The 20,814-nt window shown below is 59.6% G+C and carries 30 protein-coding genes and 1 tRNA gene; 30 read left to right on the top strand and 1 reads right to left on the bottom strand.

Going from position 1 to position 20,814, the window contains the following annotated elements:
- Window positions 1–86 precede the first annotated feature (86 nt).
- The 23 genes from CXQ94_RS04780 to CXQ94_RS04670 all read left to right on the top strand — a co-directional run bounded on the left by CXQ94_RS04780 (window position 87) and on the right by CXQ94_RS04670 (window position 13,171).
- Entirely contained in the window at window positions 87–308 is a 222-nt protein-coding gene (locus tag CXQ94_RS04780; RefSeq protein ID WP_104087060.1) for a hypothetical protein, read from the top strand.
- The gene (locus CXQ94_RS04775) at window positions 305–514 is read left to right on the top strand and encodes a hypothetical protein (protein ID WP_104087059.1); all 210 of its coding nucleotides are present in this window, start codon (window positions 305–307) and stop codon (window positions 512–514) included. Before CXQ94_RS04780 ends, CXQ94_RS04775 begins: the two co-directional genes overlap by 4 nt.
- Entirely contained in the window at window positions 511–1,047 is a 537-nt protein-coding gene (locus tag CXQ94_RS04770; protein WP_104087058.1) for a hypothetical protein, read from the top strand. Before CXQ94_RS04775 ends, CXQ94_RS04770 begins: the two co-directional genes overlap by 4 nt.
- Window positions 1,044–1,286 (top strand): hypothetical protein, encoded by a 243-nt coding sequence (locus CXQ94_RS04765; protein ID WP_104087057.1) that lies wholly within the window; start codon window positions 1,044–1,046, stop codon window positions 1,284–1,286. Before CXQ94_RS04770 ends, CXQ94_RS04765 begins: the two co-directional genes overlap by 4 nt.
- Before the next feature lie 20 nt (window positions 1,287–1,306).
- Complete coding sequence (locus tag CXQ94_RS04760) at window positions 1,307–1,873, top strand: hypothetical protein (protein WP_104087056.1); 567 nt, start codon at window positions 1,307–1,309, stop codon at window positions 1,871–1,873.
- Between the two features lie 198 nt (window positions 1,874–2,071).
- Window positions 2,072–2,144, top strand: a tRNA-Ala gene (locus tag CXQ94_RS04755).
- A 480-nt stretch (window positions 2,145–2,624) separates the two neighbouring features.
- The gene (locus CXQ94_RS04750) at window positions 2,625–2,837 is read left to right on the top strand and encodes a hypothetical protein (protein WP_104087055.1); all 213 of its coding nucleotides are present in this window, start codon (window positions 2,625–2,627) and stop codon (window positions 2,835–2,837) included.
- Between the two features lie 330 nt (window positions 2,838–3,167).
- Window positions 3,168–3,638 (top strand): hypothetical protein, encoded by a 471-nt coding sequence (locus CXQ94_RS04745; RefSeq protein WP_219816980.1) that lies wholly within the window; start codon window positions 3,168–3,170, stop codon window positions 3,636–3,638.
- A 38-nt stretch (window positions 3,639–3,676) separates the two neighbouring features.
- Complete coding sequence (locus tag CXQ94_RS04740; protein ID WP_219816979.1) at window positions 3,677–4,039, top strand: hypothetical protein; 363 nt, start codon at window positions 3,677–3,679, stop codon at window positions 4,037–4,039.
- A 310-nt stretch (window positions 4,040–4,349) separates the two neighbouring features.
- A complete protein-coding gene (locus tag CXQ94_RS04735; protein WP_258066715.1) occupies window positions 4,350–5,789 on the top strand; it encodes a phage terminase family protein in 1,440 nt (479 codons plus the stop codon).
- A complete protein-coding gene (locus CXQ94_RS04730) occupies window positions 5,789–7,102 on the top strand; it encodes a phage portal protein (RefSeq protein WP_181034070.1) in 1,314 nt (437 codons plus the stop codon). Before CXQ94_RS04735 ends, CXQ94_RS04730 begins: the two co-directional genes overlap by 1 nt.
- The gene (locus CXQ94_RS04725) at window positions 7,086–7,871 is read left to right on the top strand and encodes a hypothetical protein (protein WP_104087051.1); all 786 of its coding nucleotides are present in this window, start codon (window positions 7,086–7,088) and stop codon (window positions 7,869–7,871) included. Before CXQ94_RS04730 ends, CXQ94_RS04725 begins: the two co-directional genes overlap by 17 nt.
- 84 nt (window positions 7,872–7,955) lie before the next feature.
- The gene (locus tag CXQ94_RS04720; RefSeq protein WP_104087050.1) at window positions 7,956–8,447 is read left to right on the top strand and encodes a hypothetical protein; all 492 of its coding nucleotides are present in this window, start codon (window positions 7,956–7,958) and stop codon (window positions 8,445–8,447) included.
- Window positions 8,448–8,499: 52 nt separating this feature from the next.
- Entirely contained in the window at window positions 8,500–9,396 is an 897-nt protein-coding gene (locus tag CXQ94_RS04715) for a P22 phage major capsid protein family protein (protein WP_104087049.1), read from the top strand.
- A 1-nt stretch (window position 9,397) separates the two neighbouring features.
- Window positions 9,398–9,859, top strand: a complete 462-nt coding sequence (locus tag CXQ94_RS04710; protein ID WP_104087048.1) for a hypothetical protein — start codon at window positions 9,398–9,400, stop codon at window positions 9,857–9,859.
- A 9-nt stretch (window positions 9,860–9,868) separates the two neighbouring features.
- Window positions 9,869–10,258: a DUF6093 family protein gene (locus CXQ94_RS04705; RefSeq protein ID WP_104087047.1), complete on the top strand. Its 390-nt coding sequence runs from the start codon at window positions 9,869–9,871 to the stop codon at window positions 10,256–10,258.
- Complete coding sequence (locus CXQ94_RS04700) at window positions 10,255–10,677, top strand: hypothetical protein (RefSeq protein ID WP_104087046.1); 423 nt, start codon at window positions 10,255–10,257, stop codon at window positions 10,675–10,677. Before CXQ94_RS04705 ends, CXQ94_RS04700 begins: the two co-directional genes overlap by 4 nt.
- 53 nt (window positions 10,678–10,730) lie before the next feature.
- Window positions 10,731–11,090 carry a hypothetical protein gene (locus CXQ94_RS04695; RefSeq protein ID WP_146070228.1) on the top strand — a complete coding sequence of 120 codons (360 nt, stop codon included), beginning with the start codon at window positions 10,731–10,733 and terminating at the stop codon, window positions 11,088–11,090.
- Window positions 11,091–11,117: 27 nt separating this feature from the next.
- Window positions 11,118–11,324, top strand: a complete 207-nt coding sequence (locus tag CXQ94_RS04690; protein WP_104087044.1) for a hypothetical protein — start codon at window positions 11,118–11,120, stop codon at window positions 11,322–11,324.
- Window positions 11,325–11,849 (top strand): hypothetical protein, encoded by a 525-nt coding sequence (locus tag CXQ94_RS04685; RefSeq protein ID WP_104087043.1) that lies wholly within the window; start codon window positions 11,325–11,327, stop codon window positions 11,847–11,849.
- 102 nt (window positions 11,850–11,951) lie between these two features.
- Window positions 11,952–12,203 carry a hypothetical protein gene (locus CXQ94_RS04680; protein ID WP_104087042.1) on the top strand — a complete coding sequence of 84 codons (252 nt, stop codon included), beginning with the start codon at window positions 11,952–11,954 and terminating at the stop codon, window positions 12,201–12,203.
- Between the two features lie 9 nt (window positions 12,204–12,212).
- Complete coding sequence (locus CXQ94_RS04675; protein WP_104087041.1) at window positions 12,213–12,866, top strand: hypothetical protein; 654 nt, start codon at window positions 12,213–12,215, stop codon at window positions 12,864–12,866.
- A 38-nt stretch (window positions 12,867–12,904) separates the two neighbouring features.
- Complete coding sequence (locus CXQ94_RS04670; protein WP_104087040.1) at window positions 12,905–13,171, top strand: hypothetical protein; 267 nt, start codon at window positions 12,905–12,907, stop codon at window positions 13,169–13,171.
- Here CXQ94_RS04670 and CXQ94_RS04665 read toward each other — a convergent pair.
- Window positions 13,168–13,401 (bottom strand): hypothetical protein, encoded by a 234-nt coding sequence (locus tag CXQ94_RS04665; RefSeq protein ID WP_104087039.1) that lies wholly within the window; start codon window positions 13,399–13,401, stop codon window positions 13,168–13,170. The two genes, CXQ94_RS04670 and CXQ94_RS04665, sit on opposite strands and share 4 nt — an antisense overlap.
- Before the next feature lie 39 nt (window positions 13,402–13,440).
- Between CXQ94_RS04665 and CXQ94_RS04660 the strand changes: the two genes are divergently transcribed.
- The 7 genes from CXQ94_RS04660 to CXQ94_RS04630 all read left to right on the top strand — a co-directional run bounded on the left by CXQ94_RS04660 (window position 13,441) and on the right by CXQ94_RS04630 (window position 20,814).
- Window positions 13,441–16,470 carry a phage tail tape measure protein gene (locus CXQ94_RS04660; protein ID WP_104087038.1) on the top strand — a complete coding sequence of 1,010 codons (3,030 nt, stop codon included), beginning with the start codon at window positions 13,441–13,443 and terminating at the stop codon, window positions 16,468–16,470.
- A complete protein-coding gene (locus CXQ94_RS04655; RefSeq protein ID WP_104087037.1) occupies window positions 16,470–17,309 on the top strand; it encodes a hypothetical protein in 840 nt (279 codons plus the stop codon). Before CXQ94_RS04660 ends, CXQ94_RS04655 begins: the two co-directional genes overlap by 1 nt.
- Window positions 17,310–17,366: 57 nt before the next feature.
- Window positions 17,367–17,648: a hypothetical protein gene (locus tag CXQ94_RS04650; RefSeq protein ID WP_104087036.1), complete on the top strand. Its 282-nt coding sequence runs from the start codon at window positions 17,367–17,369 to the stop codon at window positions 17,646–17,648.
- A gap of 183 nt (window positions 17,649–17,831) precedes the next feature.
- Entirely contained in the window at window positions 17,832–18,878 is a 1,047-nt protein-coding gene (locus CXQ94_RS04645) for a hypothetical protein (RefSeq protein ID WP_104087035.1), read from the top strand.
- Entirely contained in the window at window positions 18,871–19,839 is a 969-nt protein-coding gene (locus tag CXQ94_RS04640; RefSeq protein WP_104087034.1) for a hypothetical protein, read from the top strand. Before CXQ94_RS04645 ends, CXQ94_RS04640 begins: the two co-directional genes overlap by 8 nt.
- 1 nt (window position 19,840) lies before the next feature.
- Window positions 19,841–20,344, top strand: coding sequence for a hypothetical protein (locus tag CXQ94_RS04635; protein ID WP_104087033.1), 504 nt, complete (start codon window positions 19,841–19,843; stop codon window positions 20,342–20,344).
- Entirely contained in the window at window positions 20,344–20,814 is a 471-nt protein-coding gene (locus tag CXQ94_RS04630) for a hypothetical protein (protein ID WP_104087032.1), read from the top strand. The genes CXQ94_RS04635 and CXQ94_RS04630 overlap by 1 nt, the downstream gene beginning before the upstream one ends.

Below are 20,814 nucleotides of genomic sequence, written 5' to 3'. Positions count from 1 at the left end.
ACCAGCCCCGGGATGTTCGCGGGGATTGAGACGCACCTAGCCCACTGTCAACAGGCAGTGGCTCCTTTTATGCCCAAGGAGGGCAAGTGAGCGACACCAGAGCAGGCCAAGAGATCCGCAGTCAACACCCGTACGCCTACCGCAGCGGACAGTGGGCGCTCATCACCGGAACCGCCAAGATCTGCGCCCACGAAAACCAGACCCGCGGCTGCTACCAACTCCGCTGGCCAGACGGAGCCACCGACGACTGGGCCATTGAAGACCCTGCCGCCGACTACGAATACCGAGAAACCAAGGAGACGCCATGAAGAAGACCATCGCAGCACTCGCCATCGTTGCACTGCTCGCACTGACCGGGTGCGGGAGCGGCGAGGCGCCTACCGACAAGGAGCGGGACTACCTTCACGAGAACAGCCTCAAGCTTGACGACGGACGGACCGTAACCTGCATCGTCAGAGGAACGCCAACCGGCTACCGCGGTGGGCTCTCCTGCGACTGGGACGGTGCCAAATGACCAACCAGCTATTCCGCGACTACCTCGACGAGGATGTGCCGGAGCCATCACCCGCAAAAGGCGGCTACATCGCTCCACGCTTTGCCCAGGTCGGGGATATGACGTTCATGGTCGAGTGGGGCGAACCGATCTACTACGGCCACGAGAGCATCCGTGAAGCGTTCACCCGAATCATGGAGGCCTACAAGCCATTCACGTACAGGGCACTTCCAACCGACTACGGCGCGCAACGAGGACTCGCCGGATTGGAGCGTGCCCACTTCAATGAAGCCGTGGATGAGCTGGCACACACCACGCCATGGACGCGGGAAGAATGCGCCACGGCCTTGGGAAGAATCATGGACGCTGCTGAACGTGCCGAGCTCGGAGCTGCACCAATGGTCGAGTTCCGCCGCGGGTACTTCAACGACGTCGTGACCAGCGGCAACCTACGCGACCGTGCGCTCTGGGCCAGACAACACCGCGGCACCGGACCAGCGCCCGAACCACTCAGGATGCGCGGACGAACCAACCGATACAAGGAGAAACGATGACCCAAGTACGAGACCTTGCCGGTAAACACCTCGGCAAAACAATCACCATCACCACGGCCAACACGACCGATACTGGTGTGTTGCAAGGGATTCAGCATGTGAGCGACGTTCTCAACGCTGGCAATCCAATGCGTGATGAGTGGATACGAGGACGCACCGCAACCGCCATCACACTCCTGCCGGACCAAACCATCGTCGCCGAACTCACCGACGAAGTAACCATCAAGGAGGACGCTTGAACTGCACATCAACGGACTGCATGAATCTCACTGAAACCTACCTGTGCAAGCAGTGCGTGTCCGACTTCCAAGCGTGGATCGACAAAGCGCACGTGCTAATTCCAGACCTCGACGTGACCATTGCAAGGCTCGATGTGACGCGCCCCGGGAATCCTGAGACGCGCAGTACCAACGTCGCTGGATCCGCGGCGCCCGGCAATCTCGACGCGATGCAACTCAAGATGAACCTTGAATCCATCGACCGGACCGCCGCTGAATACGCCCTACTCGACCACGCCGCCGGCACCGCATGGATCATCAGCGAATGGGTCACAAGCGCCGAACTCCTCATCAGCGGGCCCGAAGCAGTAACCCCACGCCACCACGACGAGATCATGAAAGAGATCAAAGGCAACACCGAACCAATGACCGCCAAAGACTGCGCCGCATGGCTATCCCATGCAGTCGGGATCCACTTCACATCCAAGCGAATCCGCAACTGGGTCACCCGCCGCGGACTCCAAGCAGTCACCACTGACGGGCATCCGAAGTACCTGCCCGAGGACGTGCTCGCCGCCTACCGCCAACGCGAACGAGACGTGGCTTGACTGAGTTAAATTAGCTGCATAGAATGTCTCACAAGAGGGGCATAGCTGTACCTCGCAAGGATCGACCCACTGGGCCGGTCCTTTTTTCATGCCCAATCCACAGTGGGCAGGCTAGATGCGAACACTTCGGGAGGTGCGTATCTCAGCTCGTGTGCCTGACGCAGACGAACGCCACTCGCTGAGAAGCGCTGGCGACACGGGGAATTAGCTCAGATGGTAGAGCGTCGCACTTGCAATGCGAAGGTCGGGAGTTCGAACCTCCCATTCTCCACGCCAGGTACACGGGCCAGAAGAAACGCTTGCAGCGATGGTGCAAGCCGGGACGACCGCCGTGTTGAAACCTAATCCGATAGCCGACCGGGAGAAAGTCGGCCCACACACTTCCCCGCGCCGCCAACCAAACACTTATGCGAGTGGCCGAGCGCGGGGTAACAACGTAGGCAGGTGACTCGATGGCATGGAAGACCAGTACGCGAGCCAGCCGACTACCCCGAGACTGGCCAAGCATCAAGGCCCAGGTCAAGCGCCGAGCATCTGGCATGTGCGAGGCCCCCGATCACCAGCCGTCATGCGATGGGGTAGGTGCCGAGTGCGACCACAAAGTGGCAGGCGACAACCATCACCTCAACAATCTGCAATGGCTCAGCACGCCATGCCACAAGGCCAAGACCACAGCAGAGACCGCGGCACGCAATACGGTAACCGCCAAACTCAAGCACCGCCCACAAGAACAACACCCAGGGAGAACAACATGACACAGGTCAAACTCAACGAAGCCATGTCAGGCCACGCCGAGGGTGCTAGCATCGAGGTCACACCCGGCGCAGCGCTCCACCTCATCGAGGCAGGCGTTGCCGAAGAGGTCAAGGCCTCCCCGAAGAGGGGCACGAAGGCTGACCCCAAGGCTGCTGCCGAAGAGGGTGGCGGGGACCCCCTCACGGAGGACCCCCTCACCGCCGGATAGCAATTCGAATCCTGCGTGCGGCTTCTCTGGGTTTTTTCCCACCACTTCAGACGCCCTCAGTGACCCTCTAGGCCGCCTATTTCCGCCAGTTAGGGCATCTTTGACCCCCTTCGATAAGGGCGCCTCGTAACCCTTCTGGATCCTTACCGAGTTCGCAAATTCCCCTAGAAATCAAGGATTATCCGTAACAGTTGATGGTATACTGAGGTTATGGAATCAACAGGTTGCGAATACTGCGGTGCAAGCCTCAAGCTACTGCGCACTGGTGCACGGTTTTGCTCCACGAAACACCGCGTTTACGCATCCAGAAAGCCCCGTTTTCCTGTGGAAATGACGGATAAAGCGCGCTGGCTGCGCTGGAAACTTGTCAACCGCAACGGCCGGCAAACGAAAGTTCCCTTAACTGTTGCCGGCCGCGCTGCAAGTTCAACGGATTCCGGCACGTGGTCATCCTTCGGTGAAGCAAACGCTTCTAGCGCTGGCGTTGGCATGGGCTTTGCTCTCGGTGATGGCATTGGCTGCATCGACTTGGATCACTGTTTCGATGACGGAAATCTTCTGCCTTGGGCTCAGGAAATTGTCGATCGGTGCCCCGCAACTTTCATGGAGGTTTCCCAGTCTGGGGAGGGGCTGCACATCTTTGGCCTACTGCCTGAGGGCGGCGGCCGAAATATCCGTTCCGGTGGCTCCAATGTTGAGTTCTATTCCGTTGGGCGGTACATGGCGGTGACTGGAGAGCGATTCAAGAACTCGCCCTCAAAGCTTGCTGATCTATCCGAGGTCGTTGCCTCGGTAATCTAGCGCCCCGGGTGGGCGCTTCTGCGTCCCAGGAGGGCATTGTGGCTACTGTTCCTGCGCCTGCTGGCTTGGATGTCAAAGGTAAGAAAACATGGAAGGCAATCACTGGCACGTATGATCTGCGCGCTGATGAGCTGGATACGTTGGAGGACATTTGCCGTGAGGTGGACCTGATTGCGCGCCTTGAGGATGGTCTTGAAGGTGCGGATCTGCTGACCAAGGGCTCTCAGGGCCAGGATGTATTGAACCCATTGATCGCTGAGGTTCGCCAGCATCGTGCCACAAAGAAAGCGCTGTGGGCGTCCCTGAAGCTCCCGGATGATGCGACCGCTGCACCTGTGGCTAATCAGCAGCGTGAGGCGGCTCAGTCTCGCTGGGCGGCGTCCCGTGGCAAGAGCGCGTAACAGTGCGGCTCTCATTACTTCTGCCGAGTCGGATTTTGCTGAGATTATCCGGTGGTATGAGGATCTTCTAGCTGATACGTTCCCTCCGGCTGGCTTGCAGTGGGAGCCGGTGAAGATCGGCCCAACGTGGCAATATGACGATGGGTGGAGGCTTCCGAAGTGCACGCTAGGCTGGCGCGTCCTGGCGTGGTGTGGCTACTGGCTCAAGGACAAGCATGGGAAACCGTGGGCGTTCACTCCCGAGCAGACCAGGTTCTTACTGTGGTATTTCGCAGTTGATGAGTCGGGCCAGTTCGTTTATCACTCGGCCGTGTTGCAGCGACTCAAGGGCTGGGGCAAGGACCCTGTTGCAGCATGCCTGTCTATGGCGGCAATGTTTGCGGAGGTTTCATTCTCTCACTGGGATGGCGACACCCCAGTGGGTAGGGATGAGCCGAACGCTTGGGTTCAGATCGTCGCCGTATCTAAGCAACAGACGCAGAACACCATGAAATTCTTCCCCTCCCTGATTACTTCCGAGGCACGCAAGCACTACGGGATCACGGTTGGCCGATATAACGTATGGGGCGGCGGGGACGAGCGTCAGGTTGAAGCTGTCACCGCTTCGGTGATGTCTATCGAGGGCGGCCGGCCGACTCTGATTGTCCGCAATGAGACGCAGAACTGGAATTCTTCAAACGGTGGCCATGAGATGGCCGGGGCGATTGAGGGCAACGCGGCAAAGTCAGAGGTTGGCTCACCGGCTCGGATGCTTGATATTTGCAACGCTTACCGGCCGGGTGAAGATTCAGTGGGGCAGCGTGCGCGGGAGGCATACGAGTCAACTGCTGGCGAGGATGCCGAGTTTACGGATTTCGGCGTCATGTACGACTCTCTCGAGGCGCCTCCTGATGCACCGCTTACTGTGGCTGCCGCACCGTCTGTGGTCGAGGCTGTGCGCGGTGACGCGATTTGGCTTGACGCCGAGGGGCGCATCAAGAAGTCCATCACTAACCCAGCGAACACTCCCAGCGAATCGAGGCGCAAGTGGTACAACCAAATCACCGCAGCCGAAGACGCGTGGACGGACCCGCTCGAATGGGATCCGCTTCGGGACTCCGACATGCACTTGGGGCTGGGCGAGGAAATATCCATCTTCCTTGACTGCTCCAAGTCAGATGATGCCACTGGCCTGATGGGCGTCCGAATGTCAGATGGGCATGTGGTCACCCTGAACATGTGGCAGCGGCCCCCGGGCAAGCGCGGTGACGGTTGGCTGGCTCCCCGCGAAAGTGTGGACGAGGCCGTGGTTGACGCGTTCGCCAAGTACACGGTGGTGGGCTTCTTCGGAGACCCGTCGCACGTGCTTGATGACGAAACCATGGACCGCTATTGGGACCCACTTTTCAACGAATGGCATCTGCGGTATCGACACAAGCTGCGCGTCTGGGCTTCTGGCTCCAAAGGTGGAAAGGGGCATGCGGTGATGTTTGACATGTCTGCTCGCGATAATGCGCGGTCCTTTGCTGAGGCTGTCGGCTTCACGCTGGAAGAGATCCGGTCCAACGCATTCACGCACGACGGCGATCCTCGATTGCGCCGGCACGTGCTGAATGCTCGCCGCTATCCGGTTCAAGGCTACGTATCCATTGCCAAGGCTCATCGTGAATCCAAGAACAAAATAGATCTTGCTATTTGCATGGTCGGGGCCCGCATGGTGCGCCGACTGGTTTTGAACAATGGCAAGAAGAGGGGTGGCAAGGCATGGTGATGTCACAGACGGCTGTTCTTGAACTGACGAACGATGTGCTGCTGCCCGCTCAGAGCGCGGAGCGTGCGCGTCTTGACGTCATCGACAAGTGGTGGCGGTGGAACCCGGAAGAGATCATCCTTCCGGCGCATGCTGATCGTGAGCAGAAAGCATTGCGCGAGGTTTCCGAGACTCCCTGGTTGTCTCTTGTCGTTACGACGATTGCGCAGCAGCTCGTTTGTGAGCTCATCCGGTCCGGCGAGACGAACGATGTCGAGGCACTTTGGAAGCCGTGGCAGCGTAACCGAATGGCTTCTAGGCAGCGGGCTATCCATCGCGCTGCACTCGGCTACGGTTACGCCTATTCAACGGTGATGCCCGGTGACAACGGCGCCGCTATTCGCGGGCGCTCACCGCGTGACCTTTACGCGGTCTATCAGGACCCGGCCATTGACGAGTATCCGCAGTATTACTTGGAGCGCGGCAATGGCTTCCTGTTTTTCGTGGATGACGAGGCTAAGCACACACTGCTGGTCAAAGACGGCAAGGTTGAGTACGTAACCCATAACATTCATGGCGTTGGCGTTGCTCCTGCGATCCGGTACTCGAATCAGATCGACCTTGAAGGGCGGATGCCCGGTGAGGTGGAGCCTTTCATTGGTGCTGCCAAGCGGATCAATAAGACCGACTACGACCGCATGCTGGTGCAGCACTACAACTCGTGGAAGATCCGTACCGCAACGGGCATGGAGAAGCCGGGTGATGAGGCCGAGGGGCAGCGACTGAAGCTGCTACTTCGCCAGCAGGACATCCTTGTTGGCGAGGAAGGCGTTGAGTTCGGCACTCTCCCGGAGACGCCACTTGACGGGTTTATTAGCGCGCACGAGTCCGACGTTGAATCACTGGCGGCCGTCTCACAAACCCCGGCACACGCCCTCACCGGCAAGATGATCAACCTTTCTGCGGACGCTATCACCGAGGCCCGCGCCATGCTTGACCTGAAGGCTGGTGAGCGAAAGATCGGCTTTGGCGACAGTCATTGCCAGACGTTGCGGCTTGCCTCTCACATTGAGGGACGGGAGCGTGACGCGCAGGACTTCACTCTCCGCATGGAATGGGCAGATCTTCAATCGCGTTCGATGGCCCAGGCTGCTGACGCCTTGGGGAAGATGGCAACCATGCTGGGCATTCCGGTAGAGATGCTTTGGGATCGCATCCCGGGCGTCACTCCCGAAGATGTGAAGGTGTGGAAGGACTTCAAGGACGTGAACCCTTCAGCGGACGACAAGCTGGCCAACTCACTAATCGCACAGTCCAATGGCACTAACGGCTGAGGGACGCGAGCTCACTGAGGCCCACAGGCTTTTGCAGCTTGGGATAGCGGCGCGGGCCACGGCGGTTTCCAAGTCGCTGTGGCGCCGCCTGCAAGTCTCCGACCTTGACGGCTCAATGTCGTCATGGATGCCCGCACAGTTGGCGGCATGGCGATTGTTCTACGGGCAGTCTCAAGAGGTCGCCAGTGAGTACATCACGGCGTACCAGGCAGCCGAGATTGGTGCGGCGAGCAAGATAGTCCAGCAGGCATTTGGTGTCCCTGAGATGCGCGACGCTGCATTGCTCGCCGGCCCCGTCAGGGTGAAAATGCTCATCAAGCGGGGCATGGCAGCGGACGAGGCGCACAGTAAAGCGTTCACGAAGTTCTCTGGGATCACGCGCCGGCAGGTCATGTCAGGCGGTCGGCTTGCTGTGGCAAAGACTGGCAGCGCAGATCAGCGCGCTGTTGGCTGGCGGCGCGTAACTGACGGTGACCCGTGCACCTTCTGCGGGATGCTTGCTGGCCGCGGCCCAATCTACTCATCCAAGCAGCGCGCAGACTCGATTGGCGGCACTGGCCTTGAGTATCACGGCCATTGCGGCTGTACGGCCGAGATCGTTTATGGCGACTGGGAACCTAGCGATTCCGAAAAGCTGTTCATCGAAGAATACGACAAGGCCGCCAAGCAAGCCGACGCCGCCGGTGAGAGCCGCACGCAGGAGAACGTCTTGTGGCGCATGCGTGAGAACGGCACCTTTCGCGATTCGCCCCTAGCGCGGAACAAATAGTCTTCCCGCATCCCACCTGGGGCGCGGGCTGTAAGTGCTGCCCTGGTGGCGGCAAAACACACTAAGCCCCAGGAGGGCAACACCATGTCTGAACAGATCATCGAAGGCACTGAAACCGAAGAGATTGAGGTTGAAGCCCCGGAGGTTGAAGCCGAAGCTACCGAAGCGTTGGAGTCCGAAGAGGCCGAGGGAGTATTCGACGCCGACCGTGCCCGCACCAAGATCAACAAGATCAACAGCGAGAACCGGAACCTACGCAAGCGGGCAACGGAGGCTGAGGAAAAGGCCAAAGACGCTGACGGCAAGGGCGAGCGGGTAACGGCTCTGGAAGCCGAGAACCTGCGCCTACGAGTCGGCGTCAAACACGGCCTGCCCGAAGCGCTCATCAAACGCCTATCCGGCACGACCGAGGAAGAGATTCTTCAAGACGCCGAAGAGCTAATGGCGCTGTTCGGCAAGAAGGCCCCGCCTACAAACCAGTCTCGCGAGAAGCTGCGCGGCGGCGGAGATCCAACCGTTGAGCCAGATGGCCTCGATGACCCAGACAAGTTCGCGGAGCGCATGTTTCGCAAGTAGCGCTACCTGATTCGGGTGGCGCTTTTTCTTTTGACCAAATTAGGAGGCCCTCGTGGCTAATGTTTTGTACACCCCGGAGCAGGCCGCTAAGGCAACTCTGACTTCCCTGCGGTGGTTGACCAACCTTCCGCGCACCGTCCGTCAGGACTTCTCGACTGAGTTCGTTGCTGGCCGCGGCCAGACCGTGAACGTGCTGGGCCCGATCAACGCCGGCAAGGCCAAGGTCTACACCAAGGCCAACCGCACCGCCCGGGCATCCATCGAGTTCAACGAACTTGGCCAGGCATGGTTCCCGGTCAAGCTGGAAAACCAGCTATACAACGCCGTTCGCCTTCCGGACGATTTCGCGACGTTCACCTTGGAGAACCTCACCAAGCAGGTCCTGATACCTCAGGCCGAGTCAGTCGTGGACGAGATCGCGTCTCCGCTGATCACCCAGATGGTTGCCATCGCCACGGATGCAAGCATTCCGAAGGTCAAGGCAGACGGTTCCAATATCATCCAGGTATTGATCAAGACCCGTCATGTTCTGAACGCCCGCCACGTGACCGCGAATGGCCGATACTTCGCTGTTGGCGCGAACATTGAGGCCGCGATTCTTTCGCTTCCCCAGTTGCAGAAGGCCAATGAGTCCGGCACAACCGAGGTTCTGCGCGAGGCAACCATTGGTCGCCTGTTCGGCTTCACCATTTTGGCCGACCCCGCGCTGCCTGCTGACTTCGGCATCGGCTACCACTCGGACGCATTCGCCCACGTAACGCGTCCTTCCCGCGCTCCTGAGGGTGCGGCCAAGTCCGCTTCCGTGGCACAAGATGGTTTCGCGCTGCGCTGGATTCAGCACTACAACCCCTTGCAGCTTGAGGATCAGTCCGTCGTGGATACCTTCTTTGGGGCAACCACGCTCGACGCAACCCGCGCCGTGTCCGTCGCGTTCGACACGACCCCGTAGCGTGGCGACCCCTAAGCCACTGGCCGGGGTCGATGATCTTGCCGACTGGCTGGGCGAGCCAATCGTTACCGCTTCGGCTGACGAGAAGCGCGCCCTGCTTTGCCTGCGTATCGCGTCCGCTCTGGTTCGTCGTGAATCAGAGCGGACGTGGCTACAGGAGTCTGGCGAGCTAGTCACCCCCGTGCCCGATGATGCAGTCATGGTCACGCTCTACTGCGCCTCCCGCGTCTTTGACAACCGGAACGCGCAGACCAAGGGTGCCATTGATGACTCTGATGAGTCGTGGAAAGTTGACGAGGCTGGCGCCTATCTGACCGCGTCTGAGAAGCGCATGCTGACCACGTTCAAATCCTCAGGCATGCGAGGGCTTGGCGTCGTGGCAACGACCCGAACCGACACTGTCCCACCATCATCCGGATGGGTTCCAACGCCAACCCCTGGCGTTGAGTTCCCATGGTACTAGGAGGCTCCGATGCGGGTTGAATTGCTGCTCAAGCGGCGTCAAGCCAAGGCGGAGAAGCTCATGTGGGGCGGCTGTGTTGCCAGCCGCCCCGGCATCCCATTTACCGACCCGGACGGCATCGTTACGACGCCGGTTGAGACGGCCTATGAGGGCGCGTGCAAAGTGCAGACGACTGTTGCTCAAGCCGCGTCTCCGATTGCCGGTGGACACGTTTTCACGGTGGAGAACTTGCAGATGCATTTCCCTGTGGCGACCGCTCTGGAAACTGGCGACTCGGTACTCATGGTTACTCACAGGAGTGATCCGACATTGATCGGTAGAGTGTTCCGGCTTGTTGAGCTTGCTCGTGGAGATCAGCGCACGGCGGCTCGTTGGAACGTGGAGTTGGTGACGGCATGAGCGATGATCTTGAACGCCTCGCGTCTGACCTTGCTTCATCCCCTGAACGGGTCATGAAGGAGATCCGGCAGGTTGTCTCCAAGGGATCGCTAAAGATTAAGAATCAGATGAGGTCCGAAGCGCGAGGATCGCTAAGTTTCAAGCGCATGGCCGAAACGATCAACTACGACATCAACGCGGACGGCAATTCTGTTGAGGGTGAGGTTGGCCCTGACAAGGATGTGATGACTCCTTGGGGTAGCCGCAGGGGCAATAGGTCTGGTTCTGACGGGTCCGCGGCTTCTCTTGCGGGCATTGCCTACTTTGGCGGTGCGCGTGGAGGTGGTGGCACTTTGCCTGATCCACTTCTTGCGTTACAGGCCGAGGAGGGCGCGTTCGTTGACGCGCTTTCGAAGTTGGATGGGGTGATTCTTGAGTGAGTATCCGCGCCCATTACGAGGCTCTGTCTGCCCTTCTAAAGGTCGGCCTGCCCGTGACTTACAAAGTGTACGAGTGGGACGTTCCTGAGGTGCCCACCTACCCATACGTGCTGCTGTGGGGCGGCATTGGCACTGAGGACACGGAAGCGTTGTGCGGGACACCGGACACGCTGAACCTGCGCCCGAAGATCACCTACGCCGGCCAGACGGGCGCGCAGTTGCTGGTTGCTGTGGATGTGGTGCGGGCCTTGCTGAGTGACAAGGTTATCCCTGTTGCTGGCTGGTCCCCGTCACGCATCAAGCAGACATCGCTTATTGATGCCCAAGCTGACCACACGGTGACGATCCCAAATACGAAGACGCACCCCGTTTTCTGTGTGGACGAATTCCCGTTCACCACCCAACGCGCTTAGAGCGCACCCCTATTTAGGAGGCACGTCTTGGCTAATCCCAAGCCGGCCGATTCTGGCGCGCCCGAAAGTGCGCTGGTACTGGCCAATCCCCGCACGTATGACCCGCGCAAATGGGTGCGAGTTTACGACAACACCACGGGCACCAAGCTGCCCCATCCGGTGCCCGAGACCTGGCTTGATGGCCGGTTCCCGCAACTCTCCCAAACTCCTTCCCTCAAGAAAGCAGGCAAGTAAATGGCTGGCCAGAAAATGCTGACGGACGCGAATCGGCGTCTGATCTTTGTCCCGACACTCGCGAACTACCACGCCCCGAAGGTTTCCGAACTGACCGGCGTGGGGATCCTGGAACTCTCGTGCAACATCACGGCGGCGAACTTCGCGCTTGGTTCCACAGGCGACGACTCGATCAACGACCCCGCGCTGTGCACGTCCTCAAACTCGTCCACGCCGGGCCGCACGAACTACGAGGCCAGCACCGACGCGTTCCGCTGGAAGGACGCCCTGGACGACAAGGTCTGGACCACGATCACGTCCAAGGGAATCCACGGCTACCTTGTGCAGCGCATCGGCCAGATCGACGACGGCGAGAAAGCGCACGAGGTTGCCTTCAAAGCCACTGACGAGGTGCAGGTGTACGAGGTGCTGTCCGGTACTCCGCGGATCCTGTCTCCTGCCACTGCCGGCTACGAGAAGGTCGGCATCACTTGGTTCGTTCAGGACCAAGTTGACGAGCGTGCAGTGGTTGCTGCTGGCGCGTAGTCCCCACTACTGGCGGCGCGGGTTGTTTTCGTAGGCTCCCCGCGCCGCTGCTTCACCCTTTCACTGAGCCTACGACCACACACTTTAGGAGCCTACGAAGCCATGCAACGAATCTCGTTTTTCCGCAAAGAACTACCGGACGCGCAGCTCAACGCATTCATTGAAGCGAACGGCCTTGATCCGAAAGAGGTCATTGCCGATCAGGTCGCCACCATCGAAAACGGCCAACTGACAGTGGTCATCTTCTCCCAGGGGCTCGACGGGAAGAAGATCCTGAACGGTCTCGGCGACGCGTACATGAAGCAATCCAAAACTGTCCCGCTCATTTCCGCCCCCGAAAACTTTGGACTCTAGGAGCCTGTGATGACTGACGAATTTACCGACATTGATGCTTTCCTTTCCGGCGCCAAGCGTTCGGAGCGATCTGTCACGTTGTATGGTCGCGTGGACTTGATGGCGGACATTGATCTTCTAGAAGCCGAGCAGCGCACCGCCGCGGCCATTCCGGAAGCTGACCGGGCCATGGGCGAAGATTCCGGATCCACACTGCAGGCGAAGATCGATGCGCTGTACGTGCAGCTGGCCGCCTCGAAGAAGGTGTTCCGCGTCCGTTCCCTTGTGTATGACGAAGTGGAGGCGATCCGGGCGGAGACGCAAAAGGAGCTCAAGGACGACTTAGACAAGGTTGCTGCAGCGGCTCGGGCCGATGCTGTTGATCAGTGCAAGCGTGCCGGGATCACGGCTGTCAACGATGTGAACGCATTTGTTCGTACTGCTGCGATCACCGCGTCCACGGCTGTTCTGCAGAAGGAATCTGACCTGCGCGTGATCGCGAAGGCTGTTGTCTCGCCGGCCATGAACTTGGACCGGGTGAAGCAGCTCGCCGAAGTTCTGGGCGAGGCTCAGATCAACATGATCAAGGCTGCGTATTCGCGTGCAACGAATGAGGAACCGAAGGTGATGATCCCAAAATTGCTGACGCCCTCGCCGACCGACGAAACGGCCATGTCCTCCTAGAGGCGCGCACAGCACGGTCTTGGAAGATTCCCCAGACCGTGCTGCGCGGACGCAAGGATGACGGTACCTGGACTGACCGTGACCGCGTCATGGCCTTGGCGCTAACCCTTTACGAGGATGGGCTCTGCTCCGGCTGTGGACTGCACCATAGCGTCACGCATGGAGACGAGAACGTGGGCCGCTGGGAAGCGAACAGCGAGAACATCTGCCATGGATGCGAACCCATCGACGCAGCCAAAGACGCAGATAAGAAAGACACCTACCCCGGGCAGAAGTTGACGCTCATCGAAGCGGACGGCTTTTAGCGCATTTCTGCTGCTTGGCGCATTCGGATCATCCATCCGGCAATCATGAGCGCCAAACCTACGGCGATTGCGAGCACTCCCAGGATTATGCCCAAGAAAAGCATTATCGGGCTGCGCAATTGCCCGGTGATTATGGGCAGCAAAAAAAGAGCCACCCCAATAATTCCAGTGATCATTCCAGCCGAGGTTAATTTATGCCGCTTTGTAGCGGCCTTTGTTATGGGTTCCATCCCATGATCTAACCACAAAATTCCATATCGGAGGCCTATATGTCTGAGCGCTCTGTTGTCGTACGTCTCCGGGCCGAAGTCGGGAATTTCCGCAGCGACATGCAGTCGGCCGGTGAGGCAGCGCGGTCAACTGGTGTCGCGGCTGAGCAGGCGGGAATGCAGGGCCAGCGGGGCATGCGCGGCCTGATGGTTAGTGCGCAGGCCAATGAGCAGGCGTGGAACACGGTCGGCAAGGGCATGCTCGTGGCGGGTGCCGCCATCTTGGTTGGCGTTGGCATGTCGATTGCCAAGTTTGCGGAGTTCGACAAGGCTATGTCATCCGTGGACGCGGCTACTCATGAGACCGCTGCCAACATGGAACTTCTGCGTGAGAAGGCAATCCAGGTTGGCGCCGATACGGCCTTCTCTGCTGTGGAGGCAGCGCAGGGCATTGAGGAGCTTGCGAAGGCGGGCGTGTCCACGAAGGACATTCTCAATGGCGGGCTGTCAGGCGCTATGGACTTGGCCGCTGCTGGCGCTCTTGGCGTGGGCGAAGCGTCGGAGATAGCCGCAACGGCTATGACGCAGTTCAAGCTGGCTGGTACCGAAGTGCCGCACATTGCTGATCTGCTTGCGGCTGGTGCAGGTAAGGCTCAGGGCTCTGTCCAAGACCTGGGGATGGCTCTCAAGCAGTCCGGACTTGTTGCCTCTCAGGTTGGCTTGACCATCGAGGAGACCACGGGCGGCCTGGCTGCCTTTGCATCTGCCGGCCTGATCGGCTCTGATGCTGGCACAAGCTTCAAGTCAATGTTGCAAAGGCTTACCCCTCAGTCCAAGGAAGCTCAGAAGGAGATGGCGAGGCTGGGCATCAGCGCCTATGACTCCCAAGGCAACTTCATTGGACTTGAGAAGTTCGCTGGCAATCTACAGACATCAATGAAGGGCCTGACGGTCGAGCAGCGTAATGCGTCTATGGCTACGATCTTTGGCTCCGACGCCGTGCGCGCTGCCGCGGTGATCTACGAGAAGGGCGCTGGTGGGATCGGCGCTTGGATCGATGCCGTAAATGATTCCGGGTACGCCGCTGAGACCGCGGCCCGCATGCAGGACAACCTTGCTGGTGACATTGAGAAGCTGGGCGGCTCCTTTGACACGCTCATGATCAACAGCGGGTCTGGCCCGGCTGAGATGTTGCGCGGGATTGTCCAGGCGGCGGAAGCTGCGGTGGACGCTGTGGGTCAGGTCCCGACGCCGATACTGACTGCAATGACCGTAGCTGCCGCGCTGGTTGGCGGGCTCCTTCTACTTGGTGGAACGTTCATCACTCTTGTCCCGAAGATCGCAGCCACTCGTGCAGCCATGGCGGGGTTTAGTGCGTCGTCTGCTGGGCTGGTTTCCGGGATGAAAAAGATCGGTATAGCTGGCGGCATTGCGGCGTTGGCCATTGTTGGTATCGGAATAGCACTGGCTGCTACGGCGAAGGACAGTGTATATACCGCTGACTCGATTGAAGCCAAGCTGGTGGGTCTCGCCAAGACGGGAGGCTCTACTAAAGATATTTTCGGGGAGGACTTCTTCAAGGCGGCCAGCGAATCATCTGATCCGTTCTCGGAAAAGATCACTTCTGTGGGCCAGGCTCTGCGAGACCTCAATGATGTTTCTAAAACAGAGGGCTTTAATGAGTTCTGGGCCAATGCAATCAACGCTGTCGTGCCGGCCGCGAAGATGACCACCCAGCTCAAGGAAACGCAGAAGGCAATTCAGGGCATGTCAGACGGTCTCGCCACTCTGGTGCAGAACGGTGACGGCAAGCGGGCGGCCCAGGCGTTCTCAAAGATTGCAGCAGAAGGCAAGGCCTCTGGTGTCAGTGTTGAGAACACGGCAAAGGCGTTCGGCACCTACGAGGCCGCGCTTCGCAAGCAGGCAGACACTCTCAGTGTGAACCTGACTAATGAGGAGTACTACCAGTGGATGCTGGGCAATGTCCCTCCGCTGATTGATGCGGCCTCCAAGTCCGCCGAGGGGCAGACCGCTGCGGCACAGGCGCAGGCCGCGGCAAACGAGGAGACGGCCAAGGCTCTGGCTGAGGTTGGTCTTGCAGCCGATGGCACAGTGGCTTCTTTGGGCAAGCTGCTAGAGGCAATGTTCGCTACCGGGCTGATTCAGCTTTCGGCCAATGAGGCGGCTATCAAGTGGCAAGAGTCGCTTGAAGGCCTAGACGCTTCCATCAAAAAGTACGGCACCAGTCTTGACATCACCACTGAGGCCGGTAAGGCCAACTCTCGTGCCTTGGATGGCGTGGCGCAAGCTGGCATCTCCAACATGGAAGCGATGGCAAACAACGGTGCCACGCAAGAGGAGCTACAAGGGAAACTTCGCGGCACTTACGACTCCCTAGTTGCGGCCGGCGGCCGGTTCGGCATGACTGGCGAGGACGCGGACAAGATGGCGCGCAAGGTCTTGGGCATCCCGGACAACGCGAACGTGGACACGGCGATTCAGAACTATGTCGACTCCATGGCGAAGCTCAACGGTATAGACAACAGCGTCCGAAACCTTGATGGCAAGACAGCCAATGTGTGGGTGACCACTCATGAGAAGTCGATCTACTCAGAGGAGCACGTATCCAACGGCGTCGGTGGAAGCGGAGGACAGCAGAAAGCAACCGGTGGTCTAATCCAAGCGCTTGCGGGCGGCGGCAAAGTGAAGCCGTTCCCAATTGGAGGGCTCATCTCTGGCCCTGGCACGGGCACTTCTGATGATGTACCTATCTGGGCCAGCAGCGGGGAGTTCATGCAACGGACGGCCGCCGTCCAAAAGTATGGGGTCCCCTTCATGGAGTCCGTAAACAACCTAACCTACGAGGCGCCGTCGAAGTCTCTGGCGGGTGGGTATGGGGCGTCCATGAGTCAGTCCGCTTACTCGCCGGTTTCTGGTGGGCAAGGGTCGGTTTCTGTATCGGCTCCCGAGGTTCGGGTGTACATCGGCAATGAACAGATTGATGCCCGCATTGAGGTCATCGCCGGTGGCGTCGCGAATCGTGCAGTCAATCAGGCGGATGACTTTGCAGGTAGAAGGAGGGCGCGCTGATGGGTGCTGTAGTGCAAGTGGTTACGTTGGCCCCGTCTCCGGCTCCGTCCGTTGGGGTGACGGTGACGGGGCTCGGTGCCACACCGACTGTGTTCAATGTGTGGCGGACGGCTGCCGGGCGGCGAACCCTGATCAGGGGTGGCGGGAATCGGGAGACGGTCGATTCTGACTATGTCATCGACGACGAGGTGCCATTCAACATTGTGGCTTCTTACGATGTTGAGATCATCAGCGGTCCGACGATCACCCAGCCAACGACGGCGGCTTCCATCACTGTGCCGTCAACGCGTGGGTGGCTGCAAGATCCGCTGGTGCCCGGCTCCGCTATCGCCATCGACGCGACGCACCGCACTGACGGGGCGCCAGTCCTCCGGGCGACAGCGTTATCCGAGCTGATGTATGCGGCGGATGTTTCCCTGATGCAGGTCATCGGGTCCACTGATCCGGTGGCTTTGATCGGGCAGCGGGCGAGTGCGAGCGGCGTGGATTTCGACATGGTCACCAAGGCGGCCGAGCAGTCGAATAATCTGCGGGACTTGATCATGTCGGGTGGGCCGCTACTCATCCGTCCCGTTGCACCCTGGGGCAATAGTCTGCCGCCGCTGTGTTATATCGCAGCGGCAGGTGTAAGTGAGTTGCCGAAGCGGGCGCAGCTTGGTGATGACACCGTGGACTGGCTTATCAAAGCACCGCTTATCAAGGGCCCATCCATGGATGTTCTGGTGCCGCGCTGGACGTGGGGCGACGTGGAAGCCCTGTACGCAACTTGGCAGCAGATTGAAACCGCACTGGCCGGGAAGACCTGGCTGGACGTTATCAAGTCCCCGTCTGGGGCGTAAGGGGAAAATATGGCGACTGGGATACCGCTTTTTGCGGGCAAGGAAATTACCGAGTCAATGACTGGCGAAGTTCAGCAAACGCTGGCCGGGGAATGGATCAGCGTTGGCGTGTCGGTTGCCGAGGTGTCTGGCGAGGAAGCGTCTGTGGTCTTTGGTGTGCAGTGGTCATTCGATGGTGCGACGTGGGCTGTAGCCCAGCCGGACAACGTCATCGGCGTACTGGCCCGGCCCGGGGCAATCGTGCAGCGATTCACGGTGAAGGCCCCGTACTGGCGAATCGCGGCCGAAGTGGCTGGCACTAATCCATTCTTCCGATGCTCGGCTAATGCGTTGATCTAAGGGGGCCTTGTGCGGTGGATTGATCCTAATACCCGGGCCGCGCTAACAGGCTCACGAACTACTGACCGGCTGATTGTCTTTGCCTGGTACGGGGGCCGGTTGGTGTGGCCTGATCCTTTGCCGATCACTTCCTGGTCTTTGTCGTGGGATGAGGGCCGACAGATCCAGTCACTGAATCTGTCGATGGCTGATGTGGATGCGTCTAGGATGCCGTGGCTCTTGGAGGACCCCCTCGGTGTCGCAGGTACCCGTTTGCAGTGCATGTATCAGGTCGGCGGGGCCGGGTCAGTGTCGATCGGTGAGTACCGGGTGACGGGTAATGCTCCGACAGAGAAGTGGCGTTCCTATGTCATTGACCATCGCGGCCACGTGAATCCTGGCTCGCCAATTCCGAAGGGTAAGCGGCAGGTCATGGTGTCCTCTGGCGCTTCCCTGAATCTGTCGGCGGAAGATCTGGCTGTTGACGCCAGCATCTACAAGCTACTAGCCCCGGAATCTCCTCAGGGTGGGGCGCCCACGATCTTGTCGGAGATTCGACGGCTGATGGATGGTATTGCCCCCGTGGTGGCTGTGGCTGGGGTCGTGGACAGGGCTGTGAATAAGTCCCTCATTTTCGAGGGTGACCGGCTCAACGCCGTCCAGGACTTGTGCAAGCGGATCGGGTGCAATTACCGGATGAACGGGGACGCCCAGCTTGAGGTGTACCCGTTGGTGAAGCACGGCGAGGTGCGTGTACTCCGTGGCGGGGATGACGGGATGCTCGTCGATGTGCAGCGCGGCCAGAAGCTTGACGGCCTGTACAACATGTTTATCGCTGACGGGACGGCGACCATTGGCGGGCAGGATGTCCCGATCCGTGGCATCGCCACCATTGATTCCGGGGCTTTGAAATTTGGCGGAGCCCATGGCCGGTACCCGAAGTTCTATGAGTCCACGATGCTCAACACGCAACAGCAGTGCGATGAGTACGCACGGGAAATGCGTGACACTCAATTGGCCGGACTCACCCAGGATCTGGACATCATTTGCCTGCCAGACCCGTCTATCCAGGTGGGTGATTGGGTGCAGGTTGCCACCTATCTGGTAGGCCAGCAAGAAATGTATTTGATAGGGCGGGTGACGAAAATGGACCTGAAATCGTCGGGCTCATCCGTGGCGGCCATGACCTTGACAGTGACGTGCTCGTACACGGAAGCGCAACGAGCGTTTAGGGGTGTTGTGCGTGGCTAACCTCATCAAGCTTCAAGAACAAATTCCGTTGGGCGGGTTGAGCCGGTATCGGGGCATCATGGTGATGAACGCGGCGGGCAAACTCGCAGTGAATGTCAATGGAAACATCCTGCCGGCACGGTACGTAGACCCAGTCGTGGTGTCACTTGGTGACGCCGTCGTGGTGGACATCGTCTCCGGCGAGACTGGCCAGTCGGAGGCTGTGGTGACCGGGCGTCTGACAGCATCCCCGCGACCTGGCAGGGCGAAGGTCAAGACCGTACCGGCAGGGTCAGTCACCATCACAGTGACGGGCACCGACGGCGTGGACTATGTGGCGGACTTTGTCGGCTCGTACACCCCCGCCGTAGGTAATGAGGTACTGCTCGCCTGGAACGCAGCAATGCCGACCGTGACCGGGAAAGTCGTTCCAACCGCGGCACCGGAAACGGGGCCACCGCCGATCCAACCACCGCCGGGACCGTCGGAGTCGGGACGAGGTGACTACCGGTGTGTGGACGCGTCGACTTACTCTGCTGTTGGTGGGTGGGAGTCGGTGATTCCTGCCCGGGTTGGCCGCGTATTTCAGGGCCTCATCCCGGGTTCTGCGACGCGGGCCTATGGTTCATGGTTCTACGGCGGGTCTCCTAAGGAACTTGCGGGGCGAACGATTGATCGCGTCCGAATCCTGTTGCCCCGGCGTCTAGCTGGGGTGGGCAACTTCAACGCCCCGGTCACGATCATCTTTCAATGTCATATCCATGATCGCCGCCCAGGTGGGGCCGTATCTCTTGTCGGGTCCCCGTTCTCGCTCACCATCCCAGCGGGGTGGGCCGGGGACGCCGTAGACCTACCAACCCACTTCGCACCGTTCCTGCTCTCCGGTGGTGGGGTCAGCATCATCGGCCCCGACTATGCAGGCTTCTCATCACGTACCGAAGACCCATCCACTGGCCAAATCTTCCTTGATTGGAGACGCTGAATTGACACTCAAAACTGAAAACGGGATCGTCGTCCCCGTACCCTCCGACGCGTTCCAGCCCACCAAACAACTCAAAGGCATGGCTGACACCACCAACGTCCCCATACCCGTCTACACGCAAGCAGAACGGGATGCCCTGACCAAGCGCCCGGGCCTGCCTGCGATCCTGATGTACCTACCGGGCAACCCTGTAGCGATCTGGGACGGAACTGCATGGACTATTCAACCCATGATCCAGATCGGGCAGGGAGCCGCGCCGCCCATCTTCAAATCCCTCGAGGTAGCGGTCACTCTTGACGCCTACAGCGTCGGGTACATCGTCTTTCCTGAGGCGTTCCCGACCAAGCTGGTCTCCACGGCGCTGATGCGGATGCACACCACGGCTGGCCCGGTCAGCTTCAACGTGGTGGCTGACGGAACGAGCCGGACCGGTATCAAGTTCGTGGTCAACGGTGTCCCTTCCGGAACCCTGCTGTACATCCAGTACCAGTGCTGGGGGTACTAATGCCTGAGGAAACTAAAGACCTCGCATGGGTTTTGCCTCTTGCGGTGCAGCTAATCCTGCCCATTGTGCTGGTCATACTCACAGGTGCCGGGACGTGGATGGTCGCAAAGATCCGGGCGAAGAACGAGCGTATCAAGCAGGAGCAAGATCACGCCCTGGCCATCGCCGCGCAGCAAGCGGACTTTGACGGGCGCAAGAGGGCGGCAGGGCTTGCCCGTGACCAGCAGCAATACGACACCATGCAAACCATCATCGGAACATTGCAGGCGGGGCAACGGGACTCAGCCCATCGCGAAGCACGCATGGATGAGAAGTTCAATGAGCTCTACGGCAACCTTGGCAGCGAACGGGAATACTCCACGGAGTGGGAGGACTGGCATCGCGACGGGATGCCAAACCCGCCCGGGAAACCCAGACGCCGCCCCCGTATCCACCACCAAGCCACCCCAACGGGTGGCTCACTCATTTAA

Source organism: Arthrobacter sp. GMC3 (genome assembly GCF_002929305.1).
GTDB lineage: Bacteria > Actinomycetota > Actinomycetes > Actinomycetales > Micrococcaceae > Specibacter.
Note: the sequence above shows the minus strand (reverse complement) of the source record. Positions and strands in the feature narration are given on the sequence as shown.